This is a genomic window from uncultured Tessaracoccus sp., from assembly GCF_947255005.1.
Classification (GTDB): Bacteria; Actinomycetota; Actinomycetes; order Propionibacteriales; family Propionibacteriaceae; genus Arachnia.
This window is the reverse complement of the sequence record NZ_CAMYFI010000051.1, coordinates 1-16,091: the sequence shown is the minus strand read 5'-3', so window position 1 is coordinate 16,091 and position 16,091 is coordinate 1. Positions and strand designations below refer to the sequence as shown.

The 16,091-nt window shown below is 65.7% G+C and carries 17 protein-coding genes; 4 read left to right on the top strand and 13 right to left on the bottom strand.

Features of this window, described 5'->3' with window-relative positions; all coding sequences use genetic code 11:
* Positions 1-64 precede the first annotated feature (64 nt).
* Positions 65-1,327, bottom strand: a complete 1,263-nt coding sequence (locus Q0X61_RS10035; RefSeq protein WP_297742391.1) for a hypothetical protein — start codon at positions 1,325-1,327, stop codon at positions 65-67.
* A gap of 103 nt (positions 1,328-1,430) precedes the next feature.
* On the opposite strand from Q0X61_RS10035, the gene Q0X61_RS10030 reads away from it, so the two are divergent.
* Entirely contained in the window at positions 1,431-2,738 is a 1,308-nt protein-coding gene (locus Q0X61_RS10030) for an O-antigen ligase (protein ID WP_297742390.1), read from the top strand.
* Here Q0X61_RS10030 and Q0X61_RS10025 read toward each other — a convergent pair.
* The 12 genes from Q0X61_RS10025 to Q0X61_RS09970 form a co-directional block, all read right to left on the bottom strand.
* Positions 2,708-3,991, bottom strand: a complete 1,284-nt coding sequence (locus Q0X61_RS10025; protein WP_297742389.1) for a lipopolysaccharide biosynthesis protein — start codon at positions 3,989-3,991, stop codon at positions 2,708-2,710. The two genes, Q0X61_RS10030 and Q0X61_RS10025, sit on opposite strands and share 31 nt — an antisense overlap.
* Positions 3,988-5,094, bottom strand: a complete 1,107-nt coding sequence (locus Q0X61_RS10020) for a glycosyltransferase (protein ID WP_297742388.1) — start codon at positions 5,092-5,094, stop codon at positions 3,988-3,990. Before Q0X61_RS10020 ends, Q0X61_RS10025 begins: the two co-directional genes overlap by 4 nt.
* On the bottom strand, positions 5,091-6,392 hold the full coding sequence (locus tag Q0X61_RS10015; RefSeq protein ID WP_297742387.1) for a nucleotide sugar dehydrogenase: 1,302 nt from the start codon (positions 6,390-6,392) through the stop codon (positions 5,091-5,093). Before Q0X61_RS10015 ends, Q0X61_RS10020 begins: the two co-directional genes overlap by 4 nt.
* 83 nt (positions 6,393-6,475) lie before the next feature.
* Positions 6,476-7,228 carry an ABC transporter ATP-binding protein gene (locus Q0X61_RS10010; RefSeq protein WP_297742386.1) on the bottom strand — a complete coding sequence of 251 codons (753 nt, stop codon included), beginning with the start codon at positions 7,226-7,228 and terminating at the stop codon, positions 6,476-6,478.
* Positions 7,228-8,016 carry an ABC transporter permease gene (locus Q0X61_RS10005; RefSeq protein WP_297742385.1) on the bottom strand — a complete coding sequence of 263 codons (789 nt, stop codon included), beginning with the start codon at positions 8,014-8,016 and terminating at the stop codon, positions 7,228-7,230. The genes Q0X61_RS10010 and Q0X61_RS10005 overlap by 1 nt, the downstream gene beginning before the upstream one ends.
* Before the next feature lie 41 nt (positions 8,017-8,057).
* Entirely contained in the window at positions 8,058-9,083 is a 1,026-nt protein-coding gene (locus Q0X61_RS10000; protein WP_297742384.1) for a hypothetical protein, read from the bottom strand.
* Positions 9,044-9,916: a glycosyltransferase family 2 protein gene (locus Q0X61_RS09995; protein WP_297742383.1), complete on the bottom strand. Its 873-nt coding sequence runs from the start codon at positions 9,914-9,916 to the stop codon at positions 9,044-9,046. Before Q0X61_RS09995 ends, Q0X61_RS10000 begins: the two co-directional genes overlap by 40 nt.
* A 262-nt stretch (positions 9,917-10,178) precedes the next feature.
* Positions 10,179-10,685: a helix-turn-helix domain-containing protein gene (locus tag Q0X61_RS09990; RefSeq protein WP_297742382.1), complete on the bottom strand. Its 507-nt coding sequence runs from the start codon at positions 10,683-10,685 to the stop codon at positions 10,179-10,181.
* A 131-nt stretch (positions 10,686-10,816) separates the two neighbouring features.
* The gene (locus tag Q0X61_RS09985; protein ID WP_297742381.1) at positions 10,817-11,197 is read right to left on the bottom strand and encodes a hypothetical protein; all 381 of its coding nucleotides are present in this window, start codon (positions 11,195-11,197) and stop codon (positions 10,817-10,819) included.
* Positions 11,178-11,921: an SDR family NAD(P)-dependent oxidoreductase gene (locus tag Q0X61_RS09980; RefSeq protein WP_297742380.1), complete on the bottom strand. Its 744-nt coding sequence runs from the start codon at positions 11,919-11,921 to the stop codon at positions 11,178-11,180. The genes Q0X61_RS09985 and Q0X61_RS09980 overlap by 20 nt, the downstream gene beginning before the upstream one ends.
* Entirely contained in the window at positions 11,914-13,143 is a 1,230-nt protein-coding gene (locus Q0X61_RS09975) for a class I adenylate-forming enzyme family protein (RefSeq protein ID WP_297742379.1), read from the bottom strand. Before Q0X61_RS09975 ends, Q0X61_RS09980 begins: the two co-directional genes overlap by 8 nt.
* Positions 13,140-13,394, bottom strand: a complete 255-nt coding sequence (locus Q0X61_RS09970; RefSeq protein WP_108871066.1) for an acyl carrier protein — start codon at positions 13,392-13,394, stop codon at positions 13,140-13,142. Before Q0X61_RS09970 ends, Q0X61_RS09975 begins: the two co-directional genes overlap by 4 nt.
* A gap of 373 nt (positions 13,395-13,767) precedes the next feature.
* Here Q0X61_RS09970 and Q0X61_RS09965 point away from each other — a divergent pair, with 373 nt between their 5' ends.
* From Q0X61_RS09965 to pseI, 3 genes are all read left to right on the top strand, one after another.
* Complete coding sequence (locus Q0X61_RS09965; protein WP_297742378.1) at positions 13,768-14,520, top strand: DUF3800 domain-containing protein; 753 nt, start codon at positions 13,768-13,770, stop codon at positions 14,518-14,520.
* 253 nt (positions 14,521-14,773) lie between these two features.
* Positions 14,774-15,265: a GNAT family N-acetyltransferase gene (locus Q0X61_RS09960; RefSeq protein ID WP_297742377.1), complete on the top strand. Its 492-nt coding sequence runs from the start codon at positions 14,774-14,776 to the stop codon at positions 15,263-15,265.
* Between the two features lie 2 nt (positions 15,266-15,267).
* On the top strand, positions 15,268-16,091 hold an 824-nt coding region (gene pseI, locus Q0X61_RS09955; protein WP_297742376.1), incomplete at its 3' end, for a pseudaminic acid synthase.

The window sequence follows — 16,091 nt, the reverse complement described above, 5'->3', positions numbered from 1 at the left end:
GCGCGGTTCGTCGCCCACGTGCGCGGCGTCGTCGCCGACGTGCGGGGTGGGAAGCAGTGAGTGCTCAGCGCCCGAGCGCTGCCGCACCCGCGTCGTAAGCCGACGACGCCTTGATGGGCCGGGCGCTCTCGTACACGATGCCCGCCACCTGCGTCTCCAGCGCACCCAGCAACGCCCTCGCCTCGGCCAAGTCGCTTCGACGATCACGGTCCTCCGCGACGACGAGCAGCACCGCGTCGCAGCGGCTGGCCACCACGGCACCATCGGAGGCGAGCGCCAGAGGAGCGCAGTTGACGAGCGTGACCCCGTCGTGGCGAAGCGACGCCATGACGGCGTCCCAGTCGGCACCGGCGAGCAATTCCATGGCGTTCGGAGGCCGCTGCCCAGCCATCAGCACGCCGTCGCGGGGACTGGGCTCGCCCCCGAGCAGCACATCCACGAAACCCTCCGGGCCGACGCCTAGCGGTGTGCCGCGCAGGTCCGCGTCCACCACCAACGTGTCGGTTTCCTGCCGACGCAGCGCGTCGGCGAGCCCCTGGCTGAGCGCGGCCGAGCGGTGCGCGTCGGTGAGGGCCGCGACTGCGATCACCGGCTGCGCCACATTGCGAGGGATGAGGAAACGCATGGAGCCCGCCAAGCGGTCGGCCTGCCTGGGGGTCGGCTCCGGGTCCATGAAGGCCACGATGGAGTCGTCCGTGATGTCTGCGATTTGCCGGTGCGAGCGCACCTTGCCGTCGAGCGCGACGCACGAAATGAGATACGCCAGGCCGACGAGCACGCCCGCTAATGCTGCGGAGCTGACGCGTCGTGCCGGGCCTGCCTGAGCGCTGGCGTCGGGCTCCACCTCGTAATCCACCGAGCGCCATTGGAGGCTCACCTGGCCGTCGGAGGAGCGCAGCGGCACGGCCTCGAGCTCCTCGCGAAACTGCTCGGCGATGGCACGCACCGTCGCCTCCGCCTCCGACGTGCTCGTTGCGCTCGTCTGCAGCACCATCACGAGGCTCGTGGGCGGGGCGTTGAGCTCAACGCGGTTGGTGAGCGCTGCGGCGTTCAGCGGAGGATCGAGTTTCGCTCCTGCGGGCCCCATCACTCGCGGAGACTGGAGCAGCGTCTGCGCTGTGCTGATGAGCTCGGTGGTGGACGCCAGGTCAGGCCTCGTGTCGCCGGATGCGGTGCCGACGAGCTGAGTCTGGATCGTCGCCGACCCCTTCCACGCTGGCGGGAACAGCACGAATCCCGCGAGGAGCGCCACGACCATCGCACCCACCGCGACGAGCACGGCCCTCAGGGCAAATCGCCGCGCGGTGACGAGATGGGTGTGCAACATCGGTCTCCTGACTGTTCAGACTGTGTGCCACAGGCTACTCGTTCTTCCTGGTTGACGGCGCATCGAGCAGCGTCGACAGCACCAACGAGTAGACTGCTCGACCGTGACCGAACGCGGCCTCGACGTAGCTATCCGATGGGTGCTGCTGTGCATGCCGCTGGCAGCCGCTCTGGGCAGCTTCATCACCGTGGCCGGAATCGCGCCTGCCCGGCCCGTCAGCGTCCTGCTCATCACGCTCGCGCTGCTGCGCCTTCGCGGCAACCCCTCCCGACAGGGTGTACTTACCTTGGTGCTTGCCCTGGCTTGGGTGGGCTGGGGATTCTTCCAGCCCTACAATCTCGCCGGCATCTCCGAACTCATGAGCATCGGGCTCGGCCTCCTGACCGTGGCGGCGCTCTCCGTGGAACCCGCAACACTCCGCACCTTTCGCGCGTTCGCCGCAGGATGGGGGCTGGCATGGGTGGTCGCCTGCGCGCCCGCCGTCGTCGAGATCCTCACCGGAACTCACCTGCCGAACTATCTCGAGAGGTCGCCGGAGCATATCCGGCTCGCGTCGCAGGACATCGCGTCGTTTTTCGTCAACCCGAACCTATTCGCCTACTTCATCACGCTGGCTTCGTTCCAGCTCGTCGCGTTGGCCGGGGTCGCCGAACGCCGCGTCGTCCGCATGCTCATGCTGCTGCCCGCCGTGATTACGCCTGTGTTCGTGCTGTATTCGGGAAGCCGCCTGGCGTTGCTGGTGAGCCCTGCTGTGCTGGCGTGGGCGGTGTGGGCATGGTGGCCGAAGGCTCGACGCGCGCTGGTGGCCGTAGCGTCGGTAGCGATTGCCGCAGGGGGGCTCGTCGTGCTGTACTCACCGCGGTTCAGGGCACGGATGGAGATGGAGAGCCAAGGCTCGACTCAGGGCCGGCTCAACCTGTATCGCAGTGGCGTGTATCTGTGGACCGACTCGTTCGGCTTCGGTGTGGGGGCTGGTCGCTTCGAGACCGAGATCGCCCGCGGCGCCGCCCCCTACGACACCCAGGGCGCCATCAACCCCCACGCGGGCTTCTTCGAGCTGCTCTCGCAGTACGGGCTGCTGCCCGCGGCGGTAGCAATCGCGTGCCTCATCGTGGTGGTGTGGCCTCGGCTGAAGGCTTTCGCGGGCGACGCTACCCGGCCGACGAGCGTGGTGGTTGCCGAGCAATCGGTGTGCGTGTCCGTTGGGTTGATGCTCGTGCTGTCCTTCGCGAATTCGACGTTCCTCGATTCTCCGATCGCCTGGCTGCACGTCGCATCGCTCAGCATGACGTCGGTGGCGCTGAGTGCAGGCACGCTCGCGACGAAGGTGCCGCCTGAGAGAGCCTTGGAACTGTGGGCCGTGAGGCCCCAGCTGCGGGCCTACGCGGCCTCGCTCGCCTCGCGGTCGTAGGAGCGAGCGACGAGCAACGCCAGCCCCGTGAGCACCGCCAGCAGCGCGGCCTGACCAAGGCTCATGAGCTGCACGGTGCGCATGAGATCGCCGTGGCGCCCGAACCAGATGATGCCGAGCGGCGTCGCGGCGTACACGAGCGCGAACACCAGCATCAACCCCTGCCGGCCAGCAACCACGAACAGGTTCGACAACGGGGCGGTGGAGAAGTTCATGTACAGCCAGGGCGTCAGCGCAGCGGCGAACAGGCCCACCTCAGCCCAATCTGAGCCGAGCACCCACGGCAGCACGGGCGGGGCGAGGAAGTAGATGAGCAGGAACGGAACGGCTGCCACCAGCAGCGTGGTGCGCAGTGTCCGACGCACGAGCGCCGACATCTGTCCGCGCGGGGTGACGCTCAGTCGCTGGAAGAACACCTGCGTCAGTGCTGAGGCGATCAGGGCCGTCGGGGCTTGCACCAGCATCCAGGCCAGACCGAACTGACCAACGACCGCCGCGCCCGCGGTGGCGCCGATCAGCAACGTGATGCCCTGCAAGCGCACCGCGTCGATGAGCGCGTTGGGTGCATTGAGTAGCGGCATCCTGCGGTGCTCGCGCAGGATGCGACGCGTGTGCTCCTTCGACATCTCGACACGCTTCGGTACTCCGCCGCCACGCCAGAGGTTGCACAGCGCCGCCACCTGGCCGAGCAGCGTGCCCAGCACGAGTCCCAGCGTGCCCGCCTGCAAGGGGCCGAGCCCCACCTGGGCGACGGCCACCGTCGTGGATTGGAATACCTTGTTGCGGCTCACCAACTCGAACCGCTTGCAGCGAATCAGCCACTGGGTATAGATCGCCATCTGCCCGAACGCCCACGTGAGCAGCCCGACGGCGTACAGCCACGCAGCCGCGCCTTCCGGCATGCCGTCGAACAGCGCCGCGATCCGGGGCGCGAACAGCACCATCACCGTGGTGATCAGGAGAGCCATCGCAAGGTTGATGCGTGATGCGATCTGCACCAGCCTGCGGGCATCCGATTCGTCTTCGGGGAGCATGATCGCCAGGTCGTAGCGCCATGCCGCGACGGGGATGACGAAGCCCGCGACGGCGATCACCACGACCCAAGCCCCGACTGCCTCCTGCGAGTACACCCTGGTGATGATCGGCATGGTGAGGATAGGCAGGAGCTGCGCCACACCCGTGCCCGTCATGAGGGTGAGGACGTGCCCCACGAACTCGTGGGAGTGCAGGAACTCCTTGAATCGACGGATCATCGCGCCCGACGAGCCGCCCGTGCGGTGACCTCGAGCAGCGTCGGCACCTCAGCCTCGAAGTTGAACTCTTCCTCGATGGCCGCCCGGCCCCGCCTGCCCATCTCGGCGGCGCGCTCCGGGTTCGCCACCAGTTCCGCGATGGCCTCGGCGGGCGCGTCGGCGGTGGAGGTGTCGACGAACACGCAGCAGTCGTGGCTGCCCAGGATGCGGCGCAGCCACGCGAAGTCGCTCACCACGGCGGGGATTCCTGCGGCCATGTACTCGAACAGTTTCGTCGGCAACGAATCGACGTAGTTGCCCAGCGGTTTCAAGAACACCAGCCCGATCGAGCCGGAAGCGACGATCTCGGGAACCTCCGTTGAGGGGAGCATGCCTAGGTAGTCGATGCGCGGATCGTCGGAGGCGAGCAGCGGGGCGATGTCGGCGTCGGCTTTGCCCGCGACGAGCAGCGTGGCGCCTGGCACCTTCCGCACCGCGTCGATCATCACGTCCACCTGCCGGCCCTGCGAGAGCATCCCGACGTAGACCACGCGGCCCGGCACGTGCTCTGCGGTGGAGGCAGGGTAGTCCTTCAGGTAGGGGTAGTTGTAGACGACCGCCTTGTTGGGGTGGTCATAGAGGGAGGCGATGTGCTGGGTGGCGGTGACGATGCCGTCGAAGCCCTTGTCGGCCAGCTTCACGAGGCCCTTGGCGAGCAGCATCGCCAGCGGATGCAGCAGCTTCGGGATGTACGGCTTGTCGTCCATTTGCCCGACGAGGTCCTCGTGGGCGTCGTAGATGGCGGCCTTGCGTCGCAGCGTCTTCCACAGCCACACCATGGGGATCAGCTCGGGATCGTGCACGTGCACCAGCTGCGGACGCACGCGGTTGAGGGCGCGGAACGCACGCCACTGCGCTCTCAACCGGCCGGCGACCCCACTCGCGGTGCCCAGCCCGACGATGTGCACGCCGTCGACCACCTCGTCGCGCTCCTGCGCTCCCAAAAACCACGTGTCCACCCCTGCGGCGGCCAGCGAGCAGCACTCCTTGTTGAAGATCCGGTTATCCCGCGGGGGGTGCAGCGTCGACAGATGCGCCACCCGACCGTCGATGGAAGCGGTCATCTACGTGACCCGTCGCCGATACGGAATAGGCGCACGCCCTCCCACTTCGCGCGGTCCAGCATGCCGCGCCCGTCAACGACGACCTGCACACCGGGCAGATCGGCGGGCGTGAACTCCTTGTACTCCGGGTGGTCGGCCTGCACGACGGCGACGTCGACCGGCTCACCCGCGTGGTAGGCGTCGAAACCGTAACGGGCGAGCTCGTCGTCGGAAAACATTGGGTCGTGCACCAGCACACGCGCCCCTCGGGCCTGCAAGGCCTGCACCGTCGGGAACACGCCGGAGAAGGCGGTCTCCTTCACCCGGCCCCGGTAGGAGGCACCGAGCACGACGACGGTGCGGCCCTCGAGCGAGCCAAGAGCCCCCTCTGCGAGGCCGACCGCGTACTCCGGCATCGTCATGTTGGCCTCGCGGGCGGTGCGGACGATCGTCGCCTCCGGGTCGGTGTACAGGTACAGGCGCGGATAGACGGGGATGCAGTGGCCGCCGACGGCGATGCCGGGGCGGTGGATGTGGCTGTAGGGCTGCGAGTTGGAGGCGTCGATGACCTTGTGCACATCAATGCCGTGGGCGGCGGCGAACTTGCCGAACTGGTTGGCCAGCCCGATGTTGACGTCGCGGTAGGTGGTCTCGGCGAGCTTCGCCATCTCAGCGGCCTCGGCGGTTCCCATGTCCCACACGCCGTTGCCCTGCGGCAGGTCGGGGCGCTCGTCGAAGGTGAGCACCTGCTCGTAGAACTCGATGCCGCGACGCGTGCCTTCTGGGCTGAGCCCGCCGACGAGCTTCGGGTATTTGCGCAGATCCTCGAAGACGCGCCCGGTCAGCACGCGCTCGGGGGAGAACACGAGGTGGAAGTCCTCGCCCTCGGTGAGGCCCGAGATCTCTTCGATCATCGGCTTCCAACGCCCGCGCGTGGTGCCGACGGGCAGCGTCGTTTCGTAGGAGACGAGCGTGCCAGGGGAGAGGTGCTCGGCGAAGCTGCGCGTGGCGGATTCCATCCAGCCGAAGTCAGGCTGCCAGGTGTCGTCGTCGACGAACAACGGCACGACGATCACGATGGACTCGGCGCCGGGGATCGCGTCGGCATAGCTGGTAGTGGCGCGCAGCTTGCCCGCTGGGACGAGCTCGTGCAGCTTCTCCTGCAGGTGCGCTTCACCGGGGAACGGCTCGCGCCCGGCATTGACCTGATCCACCACGGACTGCTGCACGTCCACGCCGACGACGTCGTGGCCTAACGAGGCGAACTGGACGGCCAGAGGTAGGCCGATCTTGCCGAGAGCAATCACCGCGATCTTCACACTCGTTCCTTCCTGCAAGCCAACACCAAGCTACTGGGAAGCATATCCGGCCACGCCGAGGAGGCTGCGAGTGCGTTCGACGCTTAGGGCATCTGCTTTTCGATGTCCTCGTTGTAGGCCGCGATCACGTCGAGCATCTCGCCGTCCATGTGGAGCCCCCCACCGCGCAGGTACAGCCCGCGCGTGCAGAAGCGTTTCAAATCGGCCTCCGAGTGTGACACCAGGAACAGCGTCTTGCCGGTGCTGAGCAAGTCTTCCATGCGCCGGTAACACTTCTCGCGGAACGCCTTGTCGCCCACGGCGAGCACTTCGTCGACGAGCACGATGGGCTGGTCGAGCTGTGTGATGACGGAGAACCCCAGGCGCACCTTCATACCCGAAGAGAAGTGCCTAAACGGCACGTCGAGGCCATCTTTTACTTGCGGGCCGGCGAAGTCGACGATGTCGTCGAACTTCTCGTCGATCTCCTCCTTGCTGAGCCCGTGCAGCCCAGCCGTGAGGTAGATGTTCTCGCGCGCCGCGAGGTCGCCCACGAACCCGCCGGTGAGCTCGATCATAGGGGCGACGCCGCCGTGCACTTCGACGGTGCCCTCGTCGGGCAGGAGCACCCCGGCGATCATCTTCAACAGCGTCGACTTGCCTTCGCCATTCGCGCCGACGAGGCCGACTGCCTCGCCAGCGGTAATGTCGAAGCTCACGTTGCGCAGCGGCCAGAACGTCGAACGGTCACCCGTCGCCTTGCGCTTGAACACGAGCTCACGCCAGGAGAGCTGCCGCTTCCTGGAACGCAGAAACTCGATGCCGGCGTTTCTCGCGGAGATCACCACGTCGGACATCAAATCTCCTTCAACACGGTTCGTTCCAGACGCTTGAACGTCCACACCCCGATGCCCAAGAGCAGGAAGGTGCCGAGCACGGAGACGCCCACGACGTTCCACCGCACCGGATTCGGGAAGAAGCCCGCCCGGAACAGTTCGAGGATGCCCGCCAGCGGGTTGATTTGGAACACCCACTGCCAACCGTGGAGCTTGTCGAGCTTTTCGAGGTTGAAGATGATCGGCGTCATGTAGAAGTAGACGCGCAGGAAGATGCGCACCGTCGGCTGAATGTCGAACATCATCACCGTCAGCGGGGCCAAGAAGAGACCAAAGCCAGTGATGAGCAGGAATAACAGTGCGATCCCGACGGGGAACAGCAACAGCCCCCAGTCGAGGTGTGTCTCTCCTCGGATCATGTACACGATGGTGAACAGCACCAGAACGGGCAGCGAGAAGATGAACTCCAGGCCCTTGGACGCCACGACGCGCACCACCCAAATCTCGCGGGGGAGCTGCGTTGACTTCACGAGCTGTTGTTCAGCGATGAGCGCACGCATCGATTCATTCACCGCGCCGTTGAACCACTGCCACGGCAGCAACCCGGCGAGCAGGAACAAGAAATACGGCGTGTGCCCGGCATCCCTGCGCTCGAAGATGACCACGAAGATCATGAAGTAGATGAGCGCTGTAGCTAACGGATCGAGCACCGTCCAGAGGTAGCCGATCACACTCTGCGAATAGCGCACGCGAAGGTCGCGCTTCACGAGGAGCCGCAACACCTTGCGTTCCTCCCAGAGACGTTTCACAGTCGACAAAGCTGGCCTCTTCCAACACATATCCGGTGGGCTCAGCGCCCGAAACCTTGCGCTAGCCTACGCCCAAGTCCGTCCGGAGTGACGCTCGGCGCGGCGTATTGCCCCAGCAACGACTGCTGATCCGGCGCCATTTCGTAGTCGAGCCGGCTGAGTTCCGGGGTCCCAACCCGCAGCGCCGGGACGCCGTGCACCGCAGCCACGTTGAGCATCGCCGTCGATGAAGCTCCGACGATGGCCCTCGCGCCCAGCACCAACGGATTGTATTCGGCGAGGGTGCTCGTCGGTGTTGCACCGTAGCGAGCGTAGCGCCCGGCGGGTTCCCCCGGGTGGGGCACGACGACGAACTCCAGCCCGGCGGTTGCCACGGCGCGGGCCACGTCGTCGACGTGCGCCGCGTAGTGCTCCTCAGAGATAACCCCCACCTCGGGCCACGGCTGGGTGAGGAAGACGACGCGCTCGCTCGAGCGGTCCGGGGCAGGCGCGGTGCGACGAAACTCGTCGGCCACCGGCTTGTTGAGCCCCCAGCGCCCCGAACCGGTTTGGACGTGCAGCGGCCAGCGGATGTGGGTGAGGAGCGCCGTCGCGCATTCCACGGCGGTGGTGCGCAGGGCGGCCTTGGGATCCCTGCCCCCTTGGCGCAGCGTGGCGTCGTGGCGAGATTTCCAGTTGCCGTAGGTGCCGAGGCCCTCGTCGGTGACCACTACGGTGAGGCGCTTGAAGGGATGTGTGGCGGTGAGGCGGAGCCACGGTTTGATGCCCACCGCTCCGGTGCTGATCAGCCAATGGCGTGAGCTGCGGGGGGTCTTGGTGCCGTCCCAGAGGTCGACCGTGAGCCGGGGGTCGTCGAGCTCTGCGGCGACGAGGCTCGTCGAAATCTCTTCGGAGGTGTGGAAGGAGCGGGCAGGGAACATGTGCACCGCCACCTCGCCTGGTTCGCGACGCAGCAGCTCGCGCAGCCAGGCGACGCCGTAGGTGATGTGGCTGCGGCTCATCACCCCAGCCCACCAGACGTCGTGGCTCACCACAGCGGGGGCCTTCCCAGTTTCGTCATCCGCCACACCGTTTTCCAGCGGATGGGTTCGCGCTGCACCGGCAGCGGCGTCTTCCAGCCGTCCTTGAATCCCTTGACGACGTTGCGTAGCCGCTCGCCGCTGCGGGCGCGCAGCGCCGTGGCCGTCGTCCACAGCGCGAGGTAGAAGGGGAGGATCGGCAAGGGGAGGTTTCGTTTGGCTACCCACACCCGGTTGCGCATGGTGGACCAGAAGTGGTGGGGATGGCGGGCGGCCGAGGTGGCGGGGTGGTTCACCTCGATGTCGGGAGCGTAGACGATGCGCCAGCCGCGGTCGATGAGGCGCATGGCCATGTCTGTGCCTTCGTGGCCGAAGAAGAGTTCGCCGAACCAGCCGCCGACTTCGTCGAACGCGCTCCTGCGGAACAGCGCCATGGCCTCCCAGAACACGGCGACGTCTCCACCGGTCAGTTCTGCGGACTTCCTTAGGCGTGGCACCCAGCGGCGTGGGGAAGCCACGCCGCTGGGGTCGACGCCGCGGGCTTGCACCACTGCAACGCCGGGGGTGCATCGTCGGACCATCCGGGCGAGGGTGTCGGGTTCGGGGAGGAGGCCGTCGTCGTCGTAGAAGAACAGGAACTCGCCGTTAACGAGGGAGGCGGCGAGGTTGCGCCCAGCCGGGCAGCCGAGGTTCTCTTCCGAGTAGTGGGTGCGAACCCAGCTCGGCACCCCTTCAGGGCGCCAGCCGTTGCCCACGAGCATGACGTCGAGCTCTACGCCCTCCTGCCGGCCGAGCGCATCGAGTGCGGCGGCCAGCTCCTTCGGGCGGTTGCCCATGCTGAGCAACGCGACGCCCACGGTGGGGAGGGGATGGCTCGTCATGCGGTCTCCTTTCGGTGCCACCCACCCTACCGGGGGGCTCCCGCACCGGGCTCGGCACCACGCAGAGCAGATGTGGAGGGGGGTGCTCGGGAAGCTAACCCGATATCCACATTCGTTTGCTCGGATCGTCGATTTTGTGCCTTTTCGGCAAACGCGTGTGGATATTGGGTTAGCTCGCGCGGAGACCCCCTTAGCTCAGCAGTCCCTCGGCGGCTTCTGCGAAACGCTCAGCTCCTGCCTGAGCCAGCGCTGTCAGCCGGACTTAGCTTTCCGGACGCTTGCTGTGTCGGGTCTTGCGTAATGCGGTTCGGTAGTCAGCTGCTGGTGCGTCGAGCAAGCCATCGGATTGGGCTTCCGCAGTGAGCTGGCCCAGCGTCGCTTTTCGGGCGGGGCGCATGTCTTGCTGATAGCGGAGAACATCCTTGAGAAGCACACGCCGATGACGGCTACCCGGCAACTTGGTGAACGGGAGCTGGCCTGATTCGAGGAGTTGAACCAACGTTGGGCGGCTGATCCCGAGATGGTCCGCCGCTTGCTGTGTGGTGAGCTGTTGCTCTTGCGGGGCGATGGTGATGGCCTGGCCTTGGCGCATTGCTGTGACTACGTCTAACAGAATGCGATACGCCTCCATCGGTAACGGGACCTGTTGTCCGTCCGGGCCGAGCAGCGCTGCTGGTTGAGGGGATTGTTCGAGGAATAACGAGAGATCATCCAGCTGGCCGAGATCGTCGGGTGGAAAGACCGTGTGCGGGGCAGTGTCGGTGGTCATGCACCCAGCGTACATTATTCGAAATAAACGAAAACGGGTGTGGTCACTGGCGCGAGGTAACCCGATATCCACATTCGTTTGCTCAGATCGCCGATTGTGGCCCGTTTTGGTAAACGCGTGTGGATATCGGGTTAGCTCGTCCGTCCGAGGCAGGCGAGCGCGCCGTCCAGCTCGACGTATTCGACGCTGATGCCCGCCTGCGCTGGGGCGCCGAGCTCACCGCGCCCGAGCAGGGTGAGCACGGGCGTGTCGAGGAGCTTCGCCACCACCTCGAGCCTCGTCCAGGCGCGCCAAAAGTCCTCGCCGGAGGGAAGGCGCCGCGCCAGGGCCGCGGGTGGGTTGGCGGTCAGCTCAACATCGACGGCATACCTCACCCCAGGTTCGGGGCGGGCTGGGCGCCAGCACCAGCGGCGCCCGTCTGTGGTGTAGGAGTGGATATGCAGACAGCCGCCAGGGCAGGTGGTGCCCCGACGGCTGGTGATGAGCGTGGAATCAGATGGAGCCGCCGCCATCGACCACCAGCGTCTGGCCGTTGATGTTGGTGTCTTCGAACAGGAGCATGTCGAGCAGCGGCACGACGTTCTCCGGCTCCACGAGGCGGCCGGTGGGGGTGCGGCGGGTGATGGTGTCGAGCTGGGTTTGGCCCAGCACCGAGCTCATCTCGGAGGCGAAGAAGCCCGGAGCGATGGAGTTCGCCAGTACGCGCCCATGCATTTCGCGCGCGATGGTGCGCATCGCCGAGTCGAGGCCGCCCTTCGTCGCGGAGTATGCGACGAGCCCCGCATAGCCGCGCTGCGCGCAGATGGAGGTGACGAACACGACCCGGCCAGTGCCGCGCCCCGCCATGATGCGGCGCAGCACCGTGCGGGTGAGGATGAGCGGTGCAGTGAGGTTGGTGCTGACGATCTGCTCGATGCGCTCGGGCGAGGTGTGTACGTGCAGCGAGTCCTGTCCGACGGCGGCGTTGTTCACGAGCGCGTCGACCGGCCCGAGCTTCTTCTCGGCATCCTTCACGAAGGCGTTGAGGGCCTTGTGGTCGGTGGCGTCGACGGAGGCGATGTGCACGCGATCCGGGTACCGTTCAGCCAGCTGTTCGAGCTCTGGCGTGATGGTGCGGGCGAAGGTTGCCACCTTCGCGCCCCGGTCGAGGATGGCGTTCACCATGGCGAGGCCAAGCCCGCGTGAGCCGCCGGAGACGACGACGCAGGACGCTGGTTCGATGGGTGGGTTAGACATCGGACTTCAAGCTCTCTTTCAGGGGGATTTCGTCAAGAATGCGCACGCGACGGGGCACCTCGGTCTCGGCGAGGCGCTCGGTGCAGTAGCGGATGATGTCGTCTTGGGTGAGCGACGGGTCGTCGAGCACGACGGAGGCCTGCACCATGTGCCCGACGATGGGGGCCTTGCGTGCTTTGATGGCGGCCCAGGCGATGCCGGGGTGCTCCAGCAGCACGCCGCGCACCTTGCCGGCGGACACTTTGGTGCCGCCGACGTTGATCTCGTCGGAGCCGAGCCGGCCGGTGATGTGGACGCGGCCGTCGCGGATTTCGACGCGGTCGCCGGTGCGCAGGGTTTCGGCGACGCCGTCGCCGCGGTGGGGGGAGGCGATGAGCAGTTCGTCACCGTCGACGCTGAGCGCCGGGCGGCCTTCCTTGTGGTTGCTGAGCCAGGCCTCGGGGAAGCCGGCCTTGCCGTCGTGGACAGCGATGGAAGCGCCGGCCTCCGACGAGGCGTAGATCCAGGAGACGCGCGCGTTCGGGAAGGCGTCTTTGAGGAGGTCGATCACGGCTTGGTCGACGGGTTCGCCGCCCAGCGTGATCTGTTTGAAGTGGACATCGCGCAGCTCGTCGCGTTGGGTTAGGAGCGCCTGGCGCCAGAACGTCGGCGTGCCAGAGGCGGCGTCGACGCCGTACTTGGCTGCCTGCTCCGCCCAGGGGTGCCCGCCGTCGACGCACACCATCGATGTGCCCGGGTGCGCGAGCGCCAGCGTGGTGACCTGCCACCACGCGTAGGCGCCAGGCGTGTACGGGTTGAGCCACGTGCGGGCGGGCTGCTTGCCGCGCACGGTGAGGAGCGTGTCGAGGGTGTGGCCCACCTGCTTCGGGCGCCCGGTGGAGCCCGAAGTGAGCAGCCAGACGCGCCCGCGACGGGGGCGGCGCTGCTCGGCAGGTTCCGCGACGACGGCACCGTCGGCGACGATGTTCAGCCCGAGGTCGAGCAGATCTTGTTCGAGGCCGGGCTCGCGTCGCGATTCTGCCGCGACGAGCAACTCCCGCTGGTGCTGTTGTTGATGCCACACAGCGCGCAACGCCTCGAGGTCGTCGCGCACGAACACGGCGGCGCACTCGGGCAGTTCGAGGGGATCGAGGTCAGCCCAGGTGCCGTCGAACTCTCCGGCGACGATGCGATTCGCTGCGGTGAGTGGTGGCTGGGGAGCGTCGGGGTGGTCGTTGGTCATGCCTGTTGCTGCAGCTCGTCGATGAAGTCGAGTACGTCGGCGACGGTGCGGATGGAGCGCAGACCGGGAGCGTCGAAGTTGAGCTCCTCGTCGAGTTCGTCCTCCACACGCAATGCGAGCTCCGAGAAGTCGAGGGAGCGGAACCCGATCTCGTCGAGCGCGGCGTCTTCAGACTCCGGCATCGTCTTGTCTTGACGACGGAGCACCTCGGCCATCATTTCTTTGAGCTGGTCGCGGCTGAGTTGGGCCATCACTTCTCCTTGGGGGCGATTGAGTCGTAAGCCAGCTTACCGCGCGCCGGCGAGGAAGATAGTGTTGCGGGTGTTGCGCAGCGAAGCAATGCACCCACGCTGCACGAAGGGGCTCGTTCAGCAGCCAGCCCGACACCAGAAGAACTTAGGTCCGTACCTCGGACGCAGGTACTGCAGCGATGGCTCCCGCCTGCTGTGCTGCTTACTCGCCACCCAGATTGTTTCCGCCACCTCCAGGGCCGCGGCCACAGCTTCACCCCAACAAAATCCCTCGATGGGACGGGAAGTCAGGGATACAGAGGCAAGCTCACGGTATACACATGGGAAAGTTGGAGCGAAGAAATTGGTCGAGACGCTGCAGAGAGGCTGACTGTTGGGAGCTATCAATGATCACGAGAAGAGGATGCTGGTCAGCCGCTACCAAGCGCTCCCCTCTGGCTCTCGTATTGCCTACATCGACGAGTCATACCAACCTCGAGAGGGACGCCACGCGGGGCATCAGCCGTTCTATTTGATGGCAGCAGTCATCCTGCAAGACAAAGACCTAACCGACACGCGAGAGGATCTCATAGACATCGCAGGTGGCAATTGGTGGCACTCCACTGAGTTTGCAATGACCACAGGTGGTCGTACCAAGATTCGTAATCTTGTGAATTACCTCGCGAAGTATCGTGATCCATGCATCATCGCAGCCGTGCGTATTGGTACCACCGCCGATACGACAGATTCCGAAGAGATGAGTTCCGTGAAGAACATGCGCAGCGATTGCCTCAAAGAACTAGCCACAGCGATCGCCGGCCCAGCCTCACCGCTCGACCAGCTTACTCCCGACCTGCTTGTCTTCGAGAAACAGAATCACTCCCAGGACACGGACCGTGACAATTGGGTGCTGAAACAGCTCCGCAAGGAGGGAGCAATCCCCCGAACCTTGTCGGCAGTGCACGTCTCACCGTCCGTGGAGCCGCTGCTCTGGTTGCCAGACGTCGTTGCGCACGTCTACCGCAGGCACGCCACCCACAGCCAACGAGACGTGCTGGAATTAACACAGCAAACAGTCACCGTGATAAAAAGCAACCCCCCGGGTGCCGTAGCAGTAATCCGAGGGGTAAGCCCGCTGTTCCCATAGGAAGGGCGAGGTCTTTGCTTAACTCCCATTATGCTCATTTCAAATCTAAATGCAAGCAGCGCTCTGGTCTGCCGGGGGTATGTGTCATCGCCATGCTCACTTGCTTGGACCAGGGACACGCTGTGGCGCCTCCGTCGCGCTGTGTGCTCGGGTCAGGTGACGTCATCCGAGGGGTTCTCGCTGTAGCCTGTTCGCTGATGGGCCTTCGCTCATCTCCCAGTAGGATGGGCCCTCCACGTCGAAAGGAAACACCATGCTTCGTGATGCCACGGACGCCGACCTCGACGCGATGCGTCGCTGGCGCAACCACGACGAGGTGCGCCGCGTTTCCCTCACCCAACACGAGATCGGTGCCGACGAGCACGCCGCGTGGTGGGAGAAGACGAAGCAGGACCCAACCCGTCGGGTACTCATCTACGAGCGCGACGGGGTGCCCTCCGGCGTGGTGACATTCTTCGATATCGACGGTGACAAGGCCTGGTGGGGCTACTACCTCGACAACGACGGGCTGAGCGAGCGCGGAGCCATGTTCCCGGCATGGATCTCCATCCAGCGTGAGGCTGTGAAATTCGCGCGAAATGAGATGGGTCTGGCGCAGCTCGACGGCGAGACGCTCGTCGCGAATGAGTCGGCCGTCGACTTCAACACGCGCCAGGGTTTCACCGAGGTGGAGCGGTACGCTCGTGAGGTGGGTGGCGAGACCGTCGAGGTCATCCACTCGCGCAAGATCTTTGAAGGGAAGTAGTCATGGCCGAGCCCATTCAGATTGGCGGGGTGCCCGTCGGGCCTGAGTCGGATCCGTTCATCATCGCTGAGATGAGTGGCAACCACAACGGCGATCTCCAGCGCGCGCTGGACATCGTCACCATGGCGGCCGAGGCCGGGGCGCACGCCATCAAGCTGCAGACCTACACGGCTGACACCATCACCATCGACGCTGACACGCCCAGTTTCCGTCTCTCCGACGAGCACGAGCTGTGGGGCGGACGGCGTCTTTACGACCTCTACGACGAGGCCCACACGCCGTGGGAATGGCACGAGAAGATCTTCGCGCACGCGGCTGACAAGGGCATCCTTGCGTTTTCGTCGCCGTTCGACCCGACGGCGGTGGATTTCCTCGAGGGCCTGGGCGCCCCGGCCTACAAGGTGGCGAGCTCCGAGATCGTCGATCTGCCGCTGATCCGCGCGATGGCGGAGACGGGCAAGCCTGTCATCATCTCTACAGGCATGGCGTCGATCGCCGAGATCGATGCTGCGGTGAAAGCCGCGCGCTCCACCGGCAACGAGCAGATCGTCGTGCTGTCGTGCACTGCCGACTACCCGGCGGACCCAGCGTCGGCCAATCTTCGCTCGATTCCGGTGATGGCGAACGCGTTCGACGTGCTCGTGGGGCTCTCCGACCACACCATGGGCATCGGCGTTCCCGTCGCGTCCATCGCGTTCGGCGCGGTGCTCGTCGAGAAGCACGTCACGCTCGCCCGCGATGACGGGGGTGTCGACTCCGCGTTCTCGCTTGAGCCCGATGAGCTTGCCGCGATGGTGCGCGAGACGGCCATCGCCCGCAAAGCGCT

Coding starts and splice junctions, on each gene's coding strand:
- Q0X61_RS09970 (WP_108871066.1), bottom strand. CDS start 13,394: ATGGCCCAACTCAGCCGCGACCAGCTCAAAGAAATGATGGCCGAGGTG.
- Q0X61_RS09995 (WP_297742383.1), bottom strand. CDS start 9,916: ATGACGAGCCATCCCCTCCCCACCGTGGGCGTCGCGTTGCTCAGCATG.
- Q0X61_RS09985 (WP_297742381.1), bottom strand. CDS start 11,197: ATGGCGGCGGCTCCATCTGATTCCACGCTCATCACCAGCCGTCGGGGC.
- Q0X61_RS10035 (WP_297742391.1), bottom strand. CDS start 1,327: ATGTTGCACACCCATCTCGTCACCGCGCGGCGATTTGCCCTGAGGGCC.
- Q0X61_RS09975 (WP_297742379.1), bottom strand. CDS start 13,143: ATGACCAACGACCACCCCGACGCTCCCCAGCCACCACTCACCGCAGCG.
- Q0X61_RS10020 (WP_297742388.1), bottom strand. CDS start 5,094: ATGACCGCTTCCATCGACGGTCGGGTGGCGCATCTGTCGACGCTGCAC.
- Q0X61_RS09960 (WP_297742377.1), top strand. CDS start 14,774: ATGCTTCGTGATGCCACGGACGCCGACCTCGACGCGATGCGTCGCTGG.
- Q0X61_RS09980 (WP_297742380.1), bottom strand. CDS start 11,921: ATGTCTAACCCACCCATCGAACCAGCGTCCTGCGTCGTCGTCTCCGGC.
- Q0X61_RS10010 (WP_297742386.1), bottom strand. CDS start 7,228: ATGTCCGACGTGGTGATCTCCGCGAGAAACGCCGGCATCGAGTTTCTG.
- Q0X61_RS10025 (WP_297742389.1), bottom strand. CDS start 3,991: ATGATCCGTCGATTCAAGGAGTTCCTGCACTCCCACGAGTTCGTGGGG.
- Q0X61_RS09990 (WP_297742382.1), bottom strand. CDS start 10,685: ATGACCACCGACACTGCCCCGCACACGGTCTTTCCACCCGACGATCTC.